The organism is Kosakonia oryzendophytica (assembly GCF_900094925.1).
Taxonomy (GTDB): Bacteria; Pseudomonadota; Gammaproteobacteria; order Enterobacterales; family Enterobacteriaceae; genus Kosakonia; species Kosakonia oryzendophytica.
This window is the reverse complement of record NZ_FMAY01000002.1, coordinates 521,602-537,159: the sequence shown is the minus strand read 5'-3', so window position 1 is coordinate 537,159 and position 15,558 is coordinate 521,602. Positions and strand designations below refer to the sequence as shown.

The 15,558-nt window shown below is 53.1% G+C and carries 15 protein-coding genes; 7 read left to right on the top strand and 8 right to left on the bottom strand.

Going from position 1 to position 15,558, the window contains the following annotated elements; all coding sequences use genetic code 11:
- The first annotated feature begins 127 nt into the window (after positions 1 to 127).
- From nadC to hofC, 4 genes are all read left to right on the top strand, one after another.
- Positions 128 to 1,021: a carboxylating nicotinate-nucleotide diphosphorylase gene (gene nadC / locus GA0061071_RS05700; protein ID WP_061497663.1), complete on the top strand. Its 894-nt coding sequence runs from the start codon at positions 128 to 130 to the stop codon at positions 1,019 to 1,021.
- 180 nt (positions 1,022 to 1,201) lie between these two features.
- Positions 1,202 to 1,639, top strand: coding sequence for a prepilin peptidase-dependent pilin (gene ppdD / locus GA0061071_RS05695; RefSeq protein ID WP_088237391.1), 438 nt, complete (start codon positions 1,202 to 1,204; stop codon positions 1,637 to 1,639).
- A gap of 9 nt (positions 1,640 to 1,648) precedes the next feature.
- The gene (gene gspE, locus GA0061071_RS05690; protein ID WP_088237390.1) at positions 1,649 to 3,034 is read left to right on the top strand and encodes a type II secretion system protein GspE; all 1,386 of its coding nucleotides are present in this window, start codon (positions 1,649 to 1,651) and stop codon (positions 3,032 to 3,034) included.
- Positions 3,024 to 4,226, top strand: coding sequence for a protein transport protein HofC (hofC, locus tag GA0061071_RS05685; protein WP_088237389.1), 1,203 nt, complete (start codon positions 3,024 to 3,026; stop codon positions 4,224 to 4,226). Before gspE ends, hofC begins: the two co-directional genes overlap by 11 nt.
- A 32-nt stretch (positions 4,227 to 4,258) precedes the next feature.
- Here hofC and GA0061071_RS05680 read toward each other — a convergent pair whose 3' ends face one another.
- Positions 4,259 to 5,302: a GMP reductase gene (locus tag GA0061071_RS05680; RefSeq protein ID WP_061497671.1), complete on the bottom strand. Its 1,044-nt coding sequence runs from the start codon at positions 5,300 to 5,302 to the stop codon at positions 4,259 to 4,261.
- A 321-nt stretch (positions 5,303 to 5,623) separates the two neighbouring features.
- Here GA0061071_RS05680 and coaE point away from each other — a divergent pair, with 321 nt between their 5' ends.
- Genes coaE through yacG form a run of 3 tightly spaced genes read left to right on the top strand, consistent with a single transcriptional unit; the run spans position 5,624 to position 7,191 of the window.
- Complete coding sequence (coaE, locus tag GA0061071_RS05675) at positions 5,624 to 6,244, top strand: dephospho-CoA kinase (protein WP_088237388.1); 621 nt, start codon at positions 5,624 to 5,626, stop codon at positions 6,242 to 6,244.
- Positions 6,244 to 6,987 carry a cell division protein ZapD gene (gene zapD, locus GA0061071_RS05670; protein WP_088237387.1) on the top strand — a complete coding sequence of 248 codons (744 nt, stop codon included), beginning with the start codon at positions 6,244 to 6,246 and terminating at the stop codon, positions 6,985 to 6,987. Before coaE ends, zapD begins: the two co-directional genes overlap by 1 nt.
- Positions 6,988 to 6,996: 9 nt before the next feature.
- On the top strand, positions 6,997 to 7,191 hold the full coding sequence (gene yacG, locus GA0061071_RS05665; RefSeq protein WP_088237386.1) for a DNA gyrase inhibitor YacG: 195 nt from the start codon (positions 6,997 to 6,999) through the stop codon (positions 7,189 to 7,191).
- 43 nt (positions 7,192 to 7,234) lie between these two features.
- Here the strand turns inward: yacG and mutT are convergent, their stop codons facing one another.
- The 7 genes from mutT to ftsQ all read right to left on the bottom strand — a co-directional run bounded on the left by mutT (position 7,235) and on the right by ftsQ (position 15,558).
- The gene (gene mutT, locus GA0061071_RS05660; RefSeq protein WP_088237385.1) at positions 7,235 to 7,624 is read right to left on the bottom strand and encodes an 8-oxo-dGTP diphosphatase MutT; all 390 of its coding nucleotides are present in this window, start codon (positions 7,622 to 7,624) and stop codon (positions 7,235 to 7,237) included.
- 58 nt (positions 7,625 to 7,682) lie between these two features.
- Positions 7,683 to 10,388 (bottom strand): preprotein translocase subunit SecA, encoded by a 2,706-nt coding sequence (gene secA, locus GA0061071_RS05655; RefSeq protein WP_088237384.1) that lies wholly within the window; start codon positions 10,386 to 10,388, stop codon positions 7,683 to 7,685.
- A 60-nt stretch (positions 10,389 to 10,448) separates the two neighbouring features.
- Complete coding sequence (gene secM / locus GA0061071_RS05650; protein WP_061500186.1) at positions 10,449 to 10,955, bottom strand: secA translation cis-regulator SecM; 507 nt, start codon at positions 10,953 to 10,955, stop codon at positions 10,449 to 10,451.
- A 271-nt stretch (positions 10,956 to 11,226) separates the two neighbouring features.
- A complete protein-coding gene (gene lpxC, locus GA0061071_RS05645) occupies positions 11,227 to 12,144 on the bottom strand; it encodes a UDP-3-O-acyl-N-acetylglucosamine deacetylase (protein WP_061497686.1) in 918 nt (305 codons plus the stop codon).
- Between the two features lie 100 nt (positions 12,145 to 12,244).
- A complete protein-coding gene (gene ftsZ, locus GA0061071_RS05640; protein WP_061497688.1) occupies positions 12,245 to 13,393 on the bottom strand; it encodes a cell division protein FtsZ in 1,149 nt (382 codons plus the stop codon).
- 63 nt (positions 13,394 to 13,456) lie between these two features.
- Complete coding sequence (gene ftsA / locus GA0061071_RS05635) at positions 13,457 to 14,713, bottom strand: cell division protein FtsA (RefSeq protein WP_061497690.1); 1,257 nt, start codon at positions 14,711 to 14,713, stop codon at positions 13,457 to 13,459.
- A complete protein-coding gene (ftsQ, locus tag GA0061071_RS05630) occupies positions 14,710 to 15,558 on the bottom strand; it encodes a cell division protein FtsQ (protein WP_061497693.1) in 849 nt (282 codons plus the stop codon). The genes ftsA and ftsQ overlap by 4 nt, the downstream gene beginning before the upstream one ends.

The window sequence follows — 15,558 nt, the reverse complement described above, 5'->3', positions numbered from 1 at the left end:
GAACTCCTTTTAGAGGATGGTGCTGAAACACGCTTCAGAGTAGCATGTTTGCGCTGTGTACCGTAATGGCATCCCCGAACAAGACATAGCCTAACTTTGTGATTCGTTACCTTTTTTGGAGTTTATCATGCCGCCTCGCCGCTATAACCCCGACCTTCGACGTGACGCACTGCTCAAACGTATCGAACTGGATATCCCTGTAGCCGTCGCCCAGGCATTGCGCGAAGATTTGGGCGGAGAAGTCGACGCGAATAATGACATTACCGCGCAATTGTTACCGCCAGAAAACCGCTCGCATGCGGTGATCATTACCCGCGAAGACGGCGTTTTTTGCGGAAAGCGTTGGGTGGAAGAAGTCTTTATTCAACTGGCAGGCGATGATGTGACGCTTACCTGGCACGTTGCCGATGGCGATACTCTTCATGCCAATCAACCCTTATTCGAACTTGAGGGGCCGTCCCGCGTGTTACTGACGGGCGAACGCACCGCTCTCAATTTTGTGCAAACCCTGTCAGGCGTCGCCAGCGAAGTTCGCCGCTATGTCAAATTGCTGGACGGCACAAAAACTGAGTTGCTGGATACGCGTAAAACCCTGCCGGGCCTGCGCACAGCGCTAAAATATGCCGTCCTGTGCGGCGGTGGTGCCAATCACCGTCTTGGTCTTTCCGACGCCTTTCTGATCAAAGAAAACCACATTATTGCCGCGGGTTCCGTACGCCAGGCAGTGGAAAAAGCTTTCTGGCTGCATCCGGATGTGCCGGTAGAAGTGGAAGTAGAAACCCTCGAAGAACTCGACGATGCGCTCAAAGCGGGTGCCGATATCATCATGTTGGATAACTTCGATACCGACCAAATGCGTGAGGCCGTGAAGCGCACCAACGGCGAAGCACGGCTGGAAGTTTCCGGCAATGTGACGCAGGAAACCCTGCGTGAATTTGCTGAAACCGGCGTTGACTACATCTCTGTAGGCGCACTGACCAAACATGTGCGCGCCCTCGACCTGTCGATGCGTTTTCGCTAATCCCACTTGCATAACTAAACGGGCCGCAGGCCCGTTTTTTTGCGCCCTTCCTCTCAAACAATGTGTTGCGCTCTGCAAGCCTGTCAAAAAAGCAGGAAGGCGCTTTCCCGAAGTCCCTTTTGCACCTCGCCGTCCCCGTAACGTGCTGACAAAGTAGCGGCTCTACACAAGGAGCCAGAGATGAACAAACAACAAGGATTTACTTTAATCGAGCTGATGGTGGTAATCGGCATTATCGCCATCCTGAGCGCTATCGGCATTCCCGCTTATCAAAATTACCTGCGTAAAGCTGCACTGACTGACATGTTGCAAACCTTTGTTCCTTATCGCACCGCCATTGAGCTGTGCGCGTTGGAACGCGGCGGCATTGACAATTGTGATGCCAGCAACAATGGCATACCAGCCCCGACCACCACGCGTTACGTCGCCACCATGAGTGTTGCAAAAGGCGTGGTCTCACTGACCGGACAGGAAAGCCTCAACGGACTCAGCGTAACCATGACGCCGCAATGGAGCGATGCCGAGGGTATGAAGGGATGGGCGCGAAGCTGTAATACAAATGCAGACAGCGCATTGCAACAGGCCTGCGAAGATGTTTTTCGCACCGGACGTCCGTAAGGAGCCGTGATGAAACACGATAAACTGATTGCGCTCTGTCAGCGTCATAACGCCGCATTGCTCAATTGCGCAGACGACGTTCTGACCATTGCCGTGGTGGATAATCCCAGCCCCATGTTAATGGAATCACTCAGCTTTGCCGTCCAGCAACGAGTTGATATCCGTTGCTGGACGCAAGATCAAATGGACAAGCATCAACAAATGGCAGTGCAAACTCACACCCCGGCACAGGGGGAAGAAAGCAGTGCCGCAGCGGAAATTCTCGATCAAACCCTGAAACAAGCGTTGATCTTACGGGCATCGGATATTCATTTCGAGCCCGGAGAAACCTGTTATGCCATACGGTTACGCGTCGACGGCGTTTTACATCCGCTCTCTCCCCTTTCCTGCAATTTAGCCGCTACGCTGACCGCAAGGCTGAAAGTGCTTGGCAATCTTGATATCGCCGAACGTCGCCTGCCGCAGGATGGACAGTTCAGTGTGGAACTCTCCGGGCAATCGATCTCATTTCGTATCGCAACGTTGCCTTGCAGACACGGTGAAAAAGTGGTGCTACGTCTGTTGCATCAGGTTAGTCAGGCCCTGGATCTGGCTGCACTCGGTATGACGGATGCTCAACTGGCACTCTTTACCGCAGCGTTGGCGCAACCTCAGGGGCTGTTGCTGGTGACAGGCCCGACCGGCAGCGGAAAAACCGTAACGCTCTACAGCGCGCTGCAAAAACGCAACAGACCGGAGGTCAACATTTGCAGCGTAGAAGATCCCATAGAGATCCCTCTGGATGGGCTGAATCAGACGCAAATCAATCCTCGCGCTGGGCTGACATTTCAGGGCGTACTACGCGCCCTGCTGCGCCAGGACCCGGACATTATTATGGTTGGTGAGATCCGTGATGGCGAAACAGCGGAGATTGCTATCAAAGCATCGCAAACCGGGCATCTGGTTTTATCGACATTGCACACAAACTCCACCAGCGAAACGCTGGTGCGTATCCAGCAAATGGGGGTGGCACGCTGGATGATCTCCTCGGCGCTATCACTGGTCATCGCCCAGCGGCTGGTACGTAAACTTTGCCCCCATTGCCGGAAACTGACCACGGAAAATACCCGACTCCCCGGCAACCTGTGGCCTCGACCGTTACCTCGCTGGCGCGCAGAAGGGTGTGATCGGTGCTATCACGGCTTTTATGGGCGAGTCGCCTTGTTTGAAGTGCTCCCCATTACCCGCGATGTCCGCCAGGCCATTACCAGTGGTCAAAGTGCGGCCGAAATCGAACAGTGCGCCCGTGCGGAGGGAATGACGACGCTGTTTCAGCATGGCTGCCTGGCGGTGGAACAAGGATTGACGACGCTGGAAGAGTTGGTGCGCATATTGGGTTTACCAAATGACGACTAAATACCTCTGGCAATGGTCCGGAATCGATAACGCAGGGGCATTACAACAGGGTGCGCACTGGAGCGAAAATCGTAATGCCGCAATGCAAACACTCTATCACCGGCAGATCCATCCCCTGACGCTCAAGCGCAGGCCGGTAAGACGTTCACTGTGGCGTGCGGAACATGGCTGTACGCTCCTGCGCCAGCTTGCGACATTGTTGCAGGCGGGGCTCACCTTACCGGAAAGCTTGTTGCTGCTGGCACAGCAACATCCAGCCAGGCAATGGCAGGCATTGTTGCACCATCTGGCGCAGGCGCTGGAACAGGGAGAAACCTTTTCAACAGCGCTGCGCCAGTGGCCAGAAGTTTTTCCTCCACTCTGGGCAGCGATGGTCCATACCGGTGAGCTGACAGGAAAGCTGGATGAGTGCTGTTTTAAACTGGCCAGCCAGCAACAGACACAGCGAGCGCTGGCGTTGAAAGTAAAAAAGGCGCTGCGTTATCCGCTCATTATTCTTTCTCTGACCGCGGCAATCGTGGTGGCAATGGTGTATCTGGTGCTGCCGGAGTTCTCGGCTATCTACCAGACGTTCAATACCCCCTTGCCTGGGCTGACGCGGGGAGTCATTGCCAGCGCTACACTGATGCAGCAAGGCGCTCTGCCATTATCAGCACTTACGTTGCTAGTGGTATGTACGATGACCTTACTGCGCCGTCAGATGAAATGGCTGCACTACCGGCAGCGTCTGCTGCTCCGCTGCCCTGTCGTCGGTAAACTGGTGCGTGGACAACGGCTGAGTCAGATATTTACCGTGCTGTCACTCACACAACGTTCTGGAATCACTTTCTTGCAAGGGCTGGAAAATGTCAGGGATACCTTAACCTGCCCTTACTGGCGAGACGTGCTGCAACAGGCACACCAGGATATCACCCTCGGTGCGGCTATCTCTACGGCGCTGGCAAAAAGTGGCAACTTCACCCCGTTGTGTATTCAGTTGATCCATACCGGGGAGATCTCCGGGGCACTGGATACCATGCTGGAGAATCTGGCGCGGCATCATAGTGAACAGACGCAGCATCAGGCAGATGAGCTGGCTTCCGTATTAGAACCGCTGCTACTGGTGGTGACGGGATTAATTATTGGCGTGCTGGTGGTAGCCATGTACCTGCCTATCTTTCATCTTGGCGATGCGATGGGCGGTACAGGTTAATGCAGGCGCAGCACAGTGCGCCTGCAACCCCATTACAGGCTGTTGAAAACGCGGTTTTCCTGTTCCTGAACGCGGATAAAGGTCGTGCGTTTGGTCAGCTCTTTCAGGCGGGAAGCACCAACATATGTACAGGCTGAACGCAGGCCGCCAAGAACATCACGCGCGGTGTTCTCCACCGGGCCGCGTAACGCGAGTTTGACGGTTTTGCCTTCCGCCGCACGGTAACCTGCAACGCCGCCAACGTGGCGATTCATTGCAGACTCTGAACTCATGCCGTAGAACAGCATGAATTTCTCGCCGTTTTCCTCCACGATGGCGCCGCCACTCTCTTCATGGCCCGCCAGCATACCGCCGAGCATCACAAAGTCTGCGCCGCCGCCAAACGCTTTTGCTACATCACCCGGTACCGTGCAGCCGCCATCGCTGACAATCTGTCCGCCAAGGCCATGCGCGGCATCGGCACATTCGATCACTGCGGATAATTGCGGGTAGCCGACCCCGGTTTTGACACGTGTGGTGCACACTGAGCCCGGACCAATGCCAACTTTGACAATATCCGCACCGGAAAGGATCAGCTCTTCACACATTTCACCGGTCACAACGTTACCCGCGCAGATAGTTTTATCCGGCCAGGCCTCACGTGCTTTGGCAACGAATTGCACAAAGTGCTCAGAGTATCCGTTCGCCACGTCGATACAGACAAAATTCAGCGACGGATGCAACGCAAGGATCTGCTTTGTCTTGTCGAAATCGGCGTCTGATGTCCCGGTTGAAACCATGACATGACGCAGTACGTCAGCCGGTTCACGCTGGATAAAGGCTTTCCAGTCTTCAACGGAATAGTGTTTATGCACGGCGGTAAGGATGTCGAACGAAGCCAGCGCTTTCGCCATTGCAAAGGTGCCAACGGTATCCATATTAGCGGCAATAACCGGTACGCCAGACCAGCGCATTCCTGAATGTTTGAAGGTAAATTCGCGCTCCAGCTCAACATCGGAACGGCTTTTAAGGGTGGAACGTTTAGGACGGATAAGAACGTCTTTGAAACCTAACTTCAGATCTTCTTCAATACGCATGTGCGGATTCCTGGGGTTAATGGCGAAAGTACAAACTCACAACTCCAGTGACGCTATCATACGCGCTAATAAGGGCCGCGCAAGACTGCGAAATTCTCTTTTTTTACGCTACAATCCTATAAATTTACCTGGTGAACAGGCAAGATTAGGCGAACGGGTTTTAATGTCGTTTGGTTAAATCACAACCTGTTGATTAAGCTCGTAAACATATTTAATCTTTTGCGTTTTCCCGTATTCAGGACGGTCGCGAAAAATAGCATTGCGGGCAGAATAAAGATCGCAGATTGTGATATGCGACAGACTATTTTGGGATTAGGCGTAATGGGGTATACGGTTGCATTAACCGGCGGTATTGGCAGCGGTAAAAGCACCGTCGCGAATGCCTTCGCAGCGCTTGGCGTTAATGTTGTCGACGCGGATATTATCGCCCGTCAGGTAGTGGAACCTGGCTCTCATGCATTAAGCGCTATTGCGGAACATTTTGGCGCTGACATGATCCTCGCGGATGGCTCGCTCAATCGACGTTTATTACGCGAGCGTATTTTCGCTTCTCCGGCGGATAAACGTTGGCTGGATGAGTTACTCCATCCGCTTATTCACCAGCAAACACAGAGTAAGATTGCCCAGGCGACATCACCTTATGTGTTGTGGGTCGTGCCGTTGCTGGTGGAAAATCAGCTGCATCACAAAGCCGATCGGGTTTTGGTTATTGACGTCTTACCAGAAAAACAGATTTCACGCACCATGCAGCGTGATGGCGTCAGCCGCGAACATGCTAAAAATATTCTCGCGGCCCAGGCCACTCGCGAAGCGCGACTTGCCGTCGCGGATGATGTTATTGACAATAATGGCGCACCGGATGCGATAGCATCGGATGTTGCCCGCCTGCACACCGCATATCTGGCGTATGCCCGGCAGGCCGTTTCACAGGAAAAACCGTAATGCACACCCACATCCTTTTTGAACATCCGCTTAACGAAAAGATGCGTACCTGGTTGCGTGTCGAGTTTTTACTGCAACAGCTTTCTGTCCATTTACCGCTGAGTGACCATGCCGATGCGTTACACTTTTTCCGTAACATTGGGGATTTACTGGATGTGTTTGAACGCGGTGATACCCGCACCGAGCTTCTGAAAGAGCTGGAACGCCAGCAGCGTAAATTACAGGCATGGAGTGATGTTCCCGGTGTGGATCTGAGCCGAATTGAAGCTGTCCGCCAGCAATTAAAAGCAAGCGGAGCCGTTCTGATGAGTGCACCGCGTATTGGCCAACAATTGCGCGAAGACCGTCTGATAGGTCTGGTACGCCAGCGTCTGAGTATTCCCGGTGGATGCTGCAGCTTCGATTTGCCGACGCTGCATATGTGGCTGCACCTGCCGCAGGAAATGCGGGATGCGCAAATCGCGGTCTGGCTGGACAGCCTGACGCCGCTGACGCAAACCCTGACGTTGATCCTCGATTTGATCCGCAATGCCGCACCGTTCCGCCGTCAGACCAGCCTGAACGGTTTTTATCAGGATAACGGCGATGACGCCGATTTGTTGCGTCTGCAATTGTCCCTGGAAGAGCAGCTATACCCGCAAATTTCCGGCCATAAGAGCCGCTTCGCCATTCGCTTTATGCCGCTGGACAGCGAGCATGGTGTGGTTCCCGAGCGTCTCGATTTTGAACTGGCCTGCTGTTAAGGAGTGAAAATGTCTGAAGAAATCACCGTAAACTGCCCAACGTGCGGAAAGCCTGTTGTCTGGGGAGAGAGCAGCCCGTTTCGCCCGTTCTGCTCGAAACGTTGCCAGTTGATTGATTTGGGCGAGTGGGCAGCAGAAGAGAAACGTATCCCCAGCGAGGGCAATCTGTCGGACAGCGACGACTGGAGTGAAGAACAGCACTAAGCACTGTTGCCTGCTGGCGCTTGCCTGGCAGGCAACATCAGGGTCAGCCAGCCAGTAGCCTGGCTATCACCGGCTCGTTTGCCGGGGGAAATTTGTCAGCATCAAGGGTGTTTTGTGCAACCCAGTGACCCGGCTGCCCCTCTTTACCCCATGGCTCTCCTTCCCAGCTTTCCACCAACCAGAACCACAGAGTGATGTGGCGATCGGGGAACTGATATTCCAGCTTATCAAACAGTTCAGCCTGAAGTGGCGTAATACCGACTTCCTCCTGAAGTTCGCGGATCATTGCCTGCTCCGGCGTTTCACCCGCTTCAATTTTTCCGCCAGGAAATTCCCATTTATTCGCCATATGCGCATCGGCAGCGCGCTGCGTAATAAAAATTTCCCCTTGCGGGTTACGAATGATCCCAACAGCGATGTTCAGTATTTTCATGATGCAGACTCCATAAAAAAGGCGCAGAGTTCTGCGCCTTTTTATTATTTTCAATGCGTTATGCCAGACGGCCGTGGCACTGTTTATATTTTTTACCGGAACCGCAAGGGCAAGGATCATTACGCCCCACTTTGCGTTCGCCCGTCTGCGCGGCAAGTGCGGCGGCAGCTTCAGTCTCATCATCCTGATGACTTAACTGTTGCATTTGCGCCAAACGCTCGGCTTCCTGACGGCGCTGCAGTTCCATGGCCTCGACTTCCTCCGGCATCCGCACCTGGACTTTGCTGAGCGTACTGATCACTTCATATTTCAGTGACTCCAACATCGCGGCGAACATCGCGAAGGACTCGCGTTTATATTCCTGCTTCGGATCTTTTTGCGCGTAGCCGCGCAGGTGGATGCCCTGACGCAGATAATCCATCGCGGCCAGGTGCTCTTTCCACAGCGAATCCAGCGTTTGCAGCATCACACCTTTCTCGAAGTGACGCATCATTTCAGCGCCAACCACCTCTTCTTTACGCTGATAGGTTTCAATGGCGCTTTGCAGGATACGCTCACGCAGCGTCTCTTCGTGCAGATCCGGTTCTTTATCCAGCCAGTCAGCGATAGGCAGGTCGAGATCGAAATCATTTTTGAGGCGTTCCTGCAGGCCAGGAACATCCCACATTTCTTCGAGCGACTGCGGTGGAATATGACCATCGATGGTGGCTTTGAAAACATCTTCACGAATGCTGGCGATGGTTTCACTGACATCGGTTACATCCAGCAGTTCGTTACGCTGGGTGTAAATTGCACGACGCTGGTCGTTAGCAACATCGTCATATTCCAGCAGTTGCTTACGAATATCGAAGTTACGGCTTTCCACCTTGCGCTGCGCATTAGCAATGGCCTTAGTAACCCACGGATGCTCAATCGCTTCGCCCGGTTTCATCCCCAGTTTACGCATCATGCCAGAGACACGATCGGAGGCGAAAATACGCATCAAGGCATCTTCCATCGAAAGATAGAAACGGGAGGAACCCGCATCCCCCTGACGGCCAGAACGACCGCGCAACTGGTTATCAATACGACGAGACTCATGACGCTCAGTACCAATAATGTGTAAACCACCAGAAGCCAGTACCGCATCATGGCGCACCTGCCAGTCGGCTTTCACTTTGGCGATTTGCTCTGCGGTTGGCTCTTCGATTTCAGCCAGTTCCGCCTGCCAGCTTCCGCCCAGCACAATATCGGTACCACGACCTGCCATGTTGGTGGCAATGGTGACTGCGCCAGGGTAACCCGCCTGTGCCACAATATCCGCCTCTTTGGCGTGGAATTTGGCGTTCAGAACGTTGTGCTTGATGCCCGCTTTGGTCAACTCATGGGAAACCACTTCGGACTTCTCAATCGAGATCGTACCAACCAGCACTGGCTGGCCATTTTGGGTGCGTTCTTTAATGTCTTCGATGATGGCCTGGATTTTTTCCGCTTCGGTCATATAGACCAGATCCGCCATATCTTTACGGATCATCGGACGGTTGGTGGGGACCACCACGGTATCGAGTTTATAAATCGAACTAAATTCAAACGCTTCGGTATCTGCTGTACCGGTCATACCCGCCAGTTTTTCATACAAACGGAAGTAGTTCTGGAAGGTAATGGACGCCAGCGTCTGGTTTTCGTTCTGGATATCCACACCTTCTTTCGCTTCCACCGCCTGATGCAGACCATCAGACCAGCGACGCCCCTGCATGGTACGGCCGGTGTGTTCGTCGACGATAATGACTTCGCCGTCTTTCACAATGTAATCCACATCGCGGGTGAACAATGCGTGTGCACGCAGTGCCGCAGTAACGTGGTGCATCAGCATGATGTTGGCAGGAGAGTACAGTGACTCGCCTTCGTCCATGATGCCTTCTTTGACCAGCAGCTCTTCAATCAGCACCAGACCGCGTTCGGTCAGTGTAACCTGACGCGCTTTTTCATCTACAGAGAAATGGCCTTCACCCTGGAAAGTGTCAGAGTCTTCTTTTTCCTGACGAACCAGATGCGGGATGATTTTATTGACTTTTTTGTACAGCTCGGAGCTGTCTTCTGCCGGACCGGAAATGATCAGCGGGGTACGCGCTTCATCGATAAGGATGGAGTCCACCTCATCCACCAGCGCATAGTGCAGTTTACGTTGCACACGCTCTTCAGGACTGAATGCCATGTTATCGCGCAGGTAGTCAAAGCCGTATTCGTTGTTGGTACCGTAGGTGATATCGGCAGCATAGGCTTCACGTTTGGCAACAGCAGGCATGTTCGGCAGGTTGATACCCACGCTCATACCCAGGAATTCAAACAATGGGCGGTTGTTCTCAGCGTCACGCTGAGCCAGATAGTCGTTGACGGTAACCACATGAACGCCTTTGCCACTCAGGGCATTAAGGTAAGCTGGCAGGGTTGCCGTCAGGGTTTTACCTTCACCGGTACGCATCTCTGCGATGCAACGCTCGTTGAGAACCATGCCGCCTAGCAGCTGCACATCGAAGTGACGCATGCCAAAAACACGTTTACTTGCTTCGCGCACCACGGCGAAGGCTTCCGGGATCAGGCTCTCAACGCTTTCGCCTTTTTCCAGGCGCGCACGGAATTCTGCGGTTTTGGCTTTCAGCTCATCATCGCTGAGCTTTTCCATTTCCGGTTCCATGGCATTGATTTGGGCCACGACTTTACGCATACGGCGCAGTGTACGATCGTTACGACTACCGAAAACTTTAGTTAATAATTTGATAAGCATAATAAAAATCTCAAACGCCCCGCTCTGCGGAGCTAAAAAAATGAATAAAGGACTCTTTTTTTAGCTGAGGCGATGAGGGCCGGCACGAATACCCTGCACCTGACCTAACCAGGTGGAGATACGGAACGCGACGTCAGGTATAGCGGCTGTCTGGATTGCCAGGTGAACAATCGCCGGCGGTTTGCCTTCCTGATTCAGTAACGCGCTGAGCGTATCCAATAAAGCGAGATGGTGGGCCTGAATCGGCAGTGGCTCTTCCGTTGCAACCGGCAGTGTTTGAGGTGCCATGGCAAACGAAAGATGACGAATAACGGTGCGGATGGCATGTTGATGCCAGTAATCGACAGTAAAATTAGGACGGCGATTAGCTTCCAGCAGAGCAAGACTGGTGAAATTAACCCTGCCGGTGCTGTCGTGATTACGGGTGGTTTCACGTGGGGTTTGCGTGGGCTCGGCGCTACCAGCAAGCGCAGGCAAGCCAAGGCTCGCCGCGACCATCCCTAATAAGAGATGCGGCCAAAAATAGCGTCTACCAAATTGTCGCCAACGCGTCAGTATTCCGCTCACTTGCTCCACCCAAAAATAACGCTTACCCGAATTAGCTTCTGTATGTGTCCTTTTGCGCACGGATTTTACCACTAAAGCCGCCTGTACCGCAGCAGTATTCCGGTGCTTGACGGATAAAAGTGGTTACGAAAACAGCGATCGCGCCGCAAGAGTTCTGATCAGAATGGAAGGGAATCAAAAGAGGGGTGTTGATAGCATACAAATAAAAACGACTGGTCTCCCTGACCGGAGAGAGTGCCAGGTTAACCAGTCGATTTTTGCAGTTATGGCGTTATGCCAGAACCGTAGACGGGGCTTTGAACGCCAGCGGCAATTCTGCTTCGTCTTCGAAAGTCACATATTCCCAGGCTTCCTGTTTTGCCAGAACAGCCTGCAACAGTTTGTTGTTCAGTGCATGACCGGATTTATACGCCGTAAACGCACCAATGATGTTGTGACCACACATGAACAGGTCGCCAATTGCATCCAGCATTTTGTGGCGAACAAATTCATCTTCGAAACGCAGACCGTCTTCGTTCAATACGCGATAATCGTCAACTACGATGGCACAATCGAAGCTACCGCCCAAGCACAATCCACGGGACTGGAGGTATTCGATATCGCGCATGAAACCAAAGGTGCGCGCGCGGCTAATCTGGCGCATAAATGCGTCGGCAGAGAAGTTCATCGCGTAGCGCTGCGTGCTTGCATCAATCGCCGGGTGATTGAAGTCGATGGTAAAATCGAGAGAAAAACCATTGTGCGGTTTAAACTCAGCCCATTTATCGCCGTCTTCAACACGTACGGTGTTTTTGATGCGCACAAATTTCTTGGCGCTGTTCAGCTCTTCGATCCCTGCATCCAGCAGCAAGTAGACGAATGGTGCAGCACTGCCATCCATAATCGGAATTTCCGGCGCATCGACTTCAACAACAATATTGTCGATACCCAGCCCCGCCAGAGCAGCATTCAGATGCTCGACGGTCGAAATCCGCACGTCATGCTCGTTGACCAGACAAGTACAGAGCATAGTATCACGCACAGATTTAGCATCAGCCGGAAAGTCTACCGGTGGATTCAAGTCAGTGCGACGATAGATGACCCCGGTATTTGCCGGCGCAGGGCGCAACGTCAGGGTGACTTTCTTGCCGGTATGCAAACCGACACCAGTCGCCTGAACGATACGTTTAAGTGTCCTTTGTTTGATCATCGTTTAATCTCGCCTAATTACCAATCCAACCAAAGTGTATAACACAATCGGTGGGCCAGTTTAGCACAAAGAGCGAAGAAGCCCAACTTCCAGCAAATTCTTAGTCCGCTTGCTTACGCAGAAACGCTGGAATATCCAGATAATCCGGCTCTTTAGTGGTCTGCGGCGCATTGTCATTTACCACTTTCGCGGATTTCTGCTCCTGCTGCATCGGCTGCATGCCGTGCTGCTGGTAACGATCCATCACAGGCTGTTGCGCTTGTTTGTTTGTCACCAGCGTGATTTCCGGACGTTTGTCCATACCGATACCGGTCGCAACCACAGTCACGCGCAGTTCGTCGTTCATATCCGGATCAAGAGAAGTACCGATAACCACAGTCGCATTATCCGAAGCAAAGGCACGGATAGTATTACCCACAGTTTCGAACTCATCCAGACGCAGGTCAAAGCCCGCGGTGATGTTAACCAACACGCCACGCGCGCCAGACAGGTCGATATCTTCCAGCAGAGGGCTGGAAATCGCCATTTCGGCGGCTTCTTCCGCACGGTCTTCACCGCTGGCAACGCCGGAGCCCATCATCGCATAGCCCATTTCGGACATCACTGTACGCACGTCTGCAAAGTCAACGTTCATCAGACCCGGACGCGTAATCAGCTCTGCGATACCCTGCACCGCACCTTTCAGCACGTCATTAGCGGCACCGAAAGCATCCAGCAGAGAAATGCCACGACCCAGCACTTTCAGCAGCTTATCGTTCGGAATAGTGATCAGCGAGTCAACATGCTTCGACAGTTCAGTAATACCCTGCTCCGCGAATGCCATACGCTTCTTGCCTTCGAAGTTGAAAGGCTTGGTCACCACAGCAACGGTCAGGATACCCAGATCTTTTGCCACTTCGGCGACAACGGGCGCGGCACCAGTACCGGTCCCGCCGCCCATGCCCGCAGCGATAAAGACCATATCAGCGCCTTCCAGTGCAGCGCGCAGCGCTTCACGGTCTTCTTCTGCCGCGTTACGGCCAACTTCAGGGTTTGCCCCAGCGCCCAGACCTTTGGTGATACCACCACCGATCTGGATGGTTTGACCTACCGCCGTTTTACGCAACGCCTGCGCGTCGGTATTCACTGCGAAGAATTCAACACCCTCAATGCGCTCGCGCACCATATGTTCCACGGCATTACCGCCGCCGCCACCGACGCCGATGACTTTAATCACCGCGTCGTTGGTTAATTCCATTGGTTCAAACATAGTTTCTCTCCGTCTTGTGCCTGTCGCCTGAGACCGTTAATTTTCGGCGGTCTCTGAAAAAAATTAAAACTCTTTTCGCAGCCAGCTATTGATTCTTTTGAACCACGAGCCAACTGACACACGTTTTTCCACTTCCGCTTCACCACTCAAATGGGTCTCTTTCCCGTAATGAAGCAGCCCAACCGCCGTTGAATAGTAAGGCTCCTGGGCATAATCGGTTAAGCCAGTAATATTGAGCGGCGCACCAATACGCACCTGCGTATGGAATACGCGCTGCGCGCAGGCCGCCAGCCCTTCAATTTGCGCCGCACCGCCGGTCAATACAATCCCCGCCGCAAGGTGATGTTTCACCCCTTGCTGGCGAAGCTGTTCTTGCAACTGTAAAATTTCGTCGTTCACCAGATTGAGCAGTTCGGTATAGCGCGGTTCAATAACATCCGCTAACGTCTGACGCTGCAGACTACGCGGCGGACGTCCGCCCACGCTCGGCACCTCAACGCTCTCATCTTTACCCACCAGCGAACCCAGCGCGCAACCATGACGAACCTTGATCGCTTCTGCATCGCTTGGCGGTGTACCGAAAGCGTAAGCAATATCGCTGGTAACCACATTCCCTGCGTAAGGGATCACTTTGGTATGACGCAGCGCACCGCCAGTGTAGACCGCCATGTCCATTGTACCACCGCCGATATCAACAACGCAGACCCCCAATTCACGCTCATCTTCCGTTAATACGGAGTAGCTGGAAGCCAGTCCTGCGAAAATAAGTTGGTCAACTTTTAATCCACATCGTTCAACCGCTTTCACGATGTTTTTCGCCATGTCGTTGTGGCAGGTAATCAAATGCACCTTTGCTTGCATACGTACGCCAGACAGACCTACCGGGTTTTTGATGCCTTCCTGGTAGTCAATGGCATACTCTTGCGGAATGACATGCAAAACGCGGTGTTCATCACGTACACGTACCGACTTAGCGGTATGCACCACGTTTTCAACGTCTTCCTGCGTCACTTCTTCTTCTGAAATCGGCACCATACCAATTTCATTCTGGCAACTAATATGTTTCCCCGACAGCGCAAGGTAGACCGAGGAAATCTGGCAATCGGCCATCAGTTCAGCCTGATCGATGGCACGTTGCACGCACTTCACCACCGACTCCAAATCGTTTACGCCACCTTTGTCCATCCCACGGGACGGGCAACTTCCCACGCCAATGATATTCACAATGCCATCGGGCAGAACTTCCCCTACTAAAGCGGCTACCTTCGCGGTGCCAATCTCCAGTCCAACTACCAGTTTTCTGTCCGTCGCCTTGATCATTGTTGCTCTGCCTGTGCCTGATTCTGTTGTGCCTGATTTTGCTGCTGATTCGGTTCCTGAACAGGGGCCGCTTTCCAGCCTACAGCCGCGCCTGAGTCATAGCGTAAATCCACGTAGCTTATCTCTTTGCCATCCGTTTGCGCCTGCTGCTGAAGAACCGGGTAGAGTTCAACAAAGCGTGCCAGCCGTTTCATCGTATCGCCACGGCCCAGGTTAAGCTTGATGTCATTATTCAGCGTTAACTGCCATGAACGCCGTGCGGTCATGGCCGCTTCTTTCAACGTGAACTTATCCTTTGCCAGCACTTGTCCCATATCGCGGTAGCCCTGTAAAACTTCGCTTTCACTGCCTTCGGGACCGTACAACATCGGTAAAACTTGTTTACTGGTTCGTTCGGCCGGCACGCTGAAAGAATTGCCGTCCACATCAACCATATGCTGATCATTCCACCGTGCTATGGGTACATATTCAACCAGATGAATCTTCAATTCGTCCGGCCACTGCTTGCGAACGCTTGCCTGTTTTATCCAGGGCAGACGCTCTATCTGGCTCTGAATAATGTTTACGTCTTGCGTCATAAAGGTGCCTGGCGCGCCCAACGCCAGAATCGTCTGGCGAATATCATCATTGCGCGTGTAATGGCGATCGCCCGTCACTACCAGTTTCGACAATGGCAACCGCTGCGCATCGTCCATCCAGCCCAGCACCACCCAGCCGCTAACAAACACGGTGCACAGCACCGCCAGCAGGAACACAATGCCTGCAAGACGCGTTCCATTATTCCGTCGGGAAGCCGATAGCGCTTCCTCGTCACGGTTTCGCGTGTTCAGCGCAGCCTGAGACAT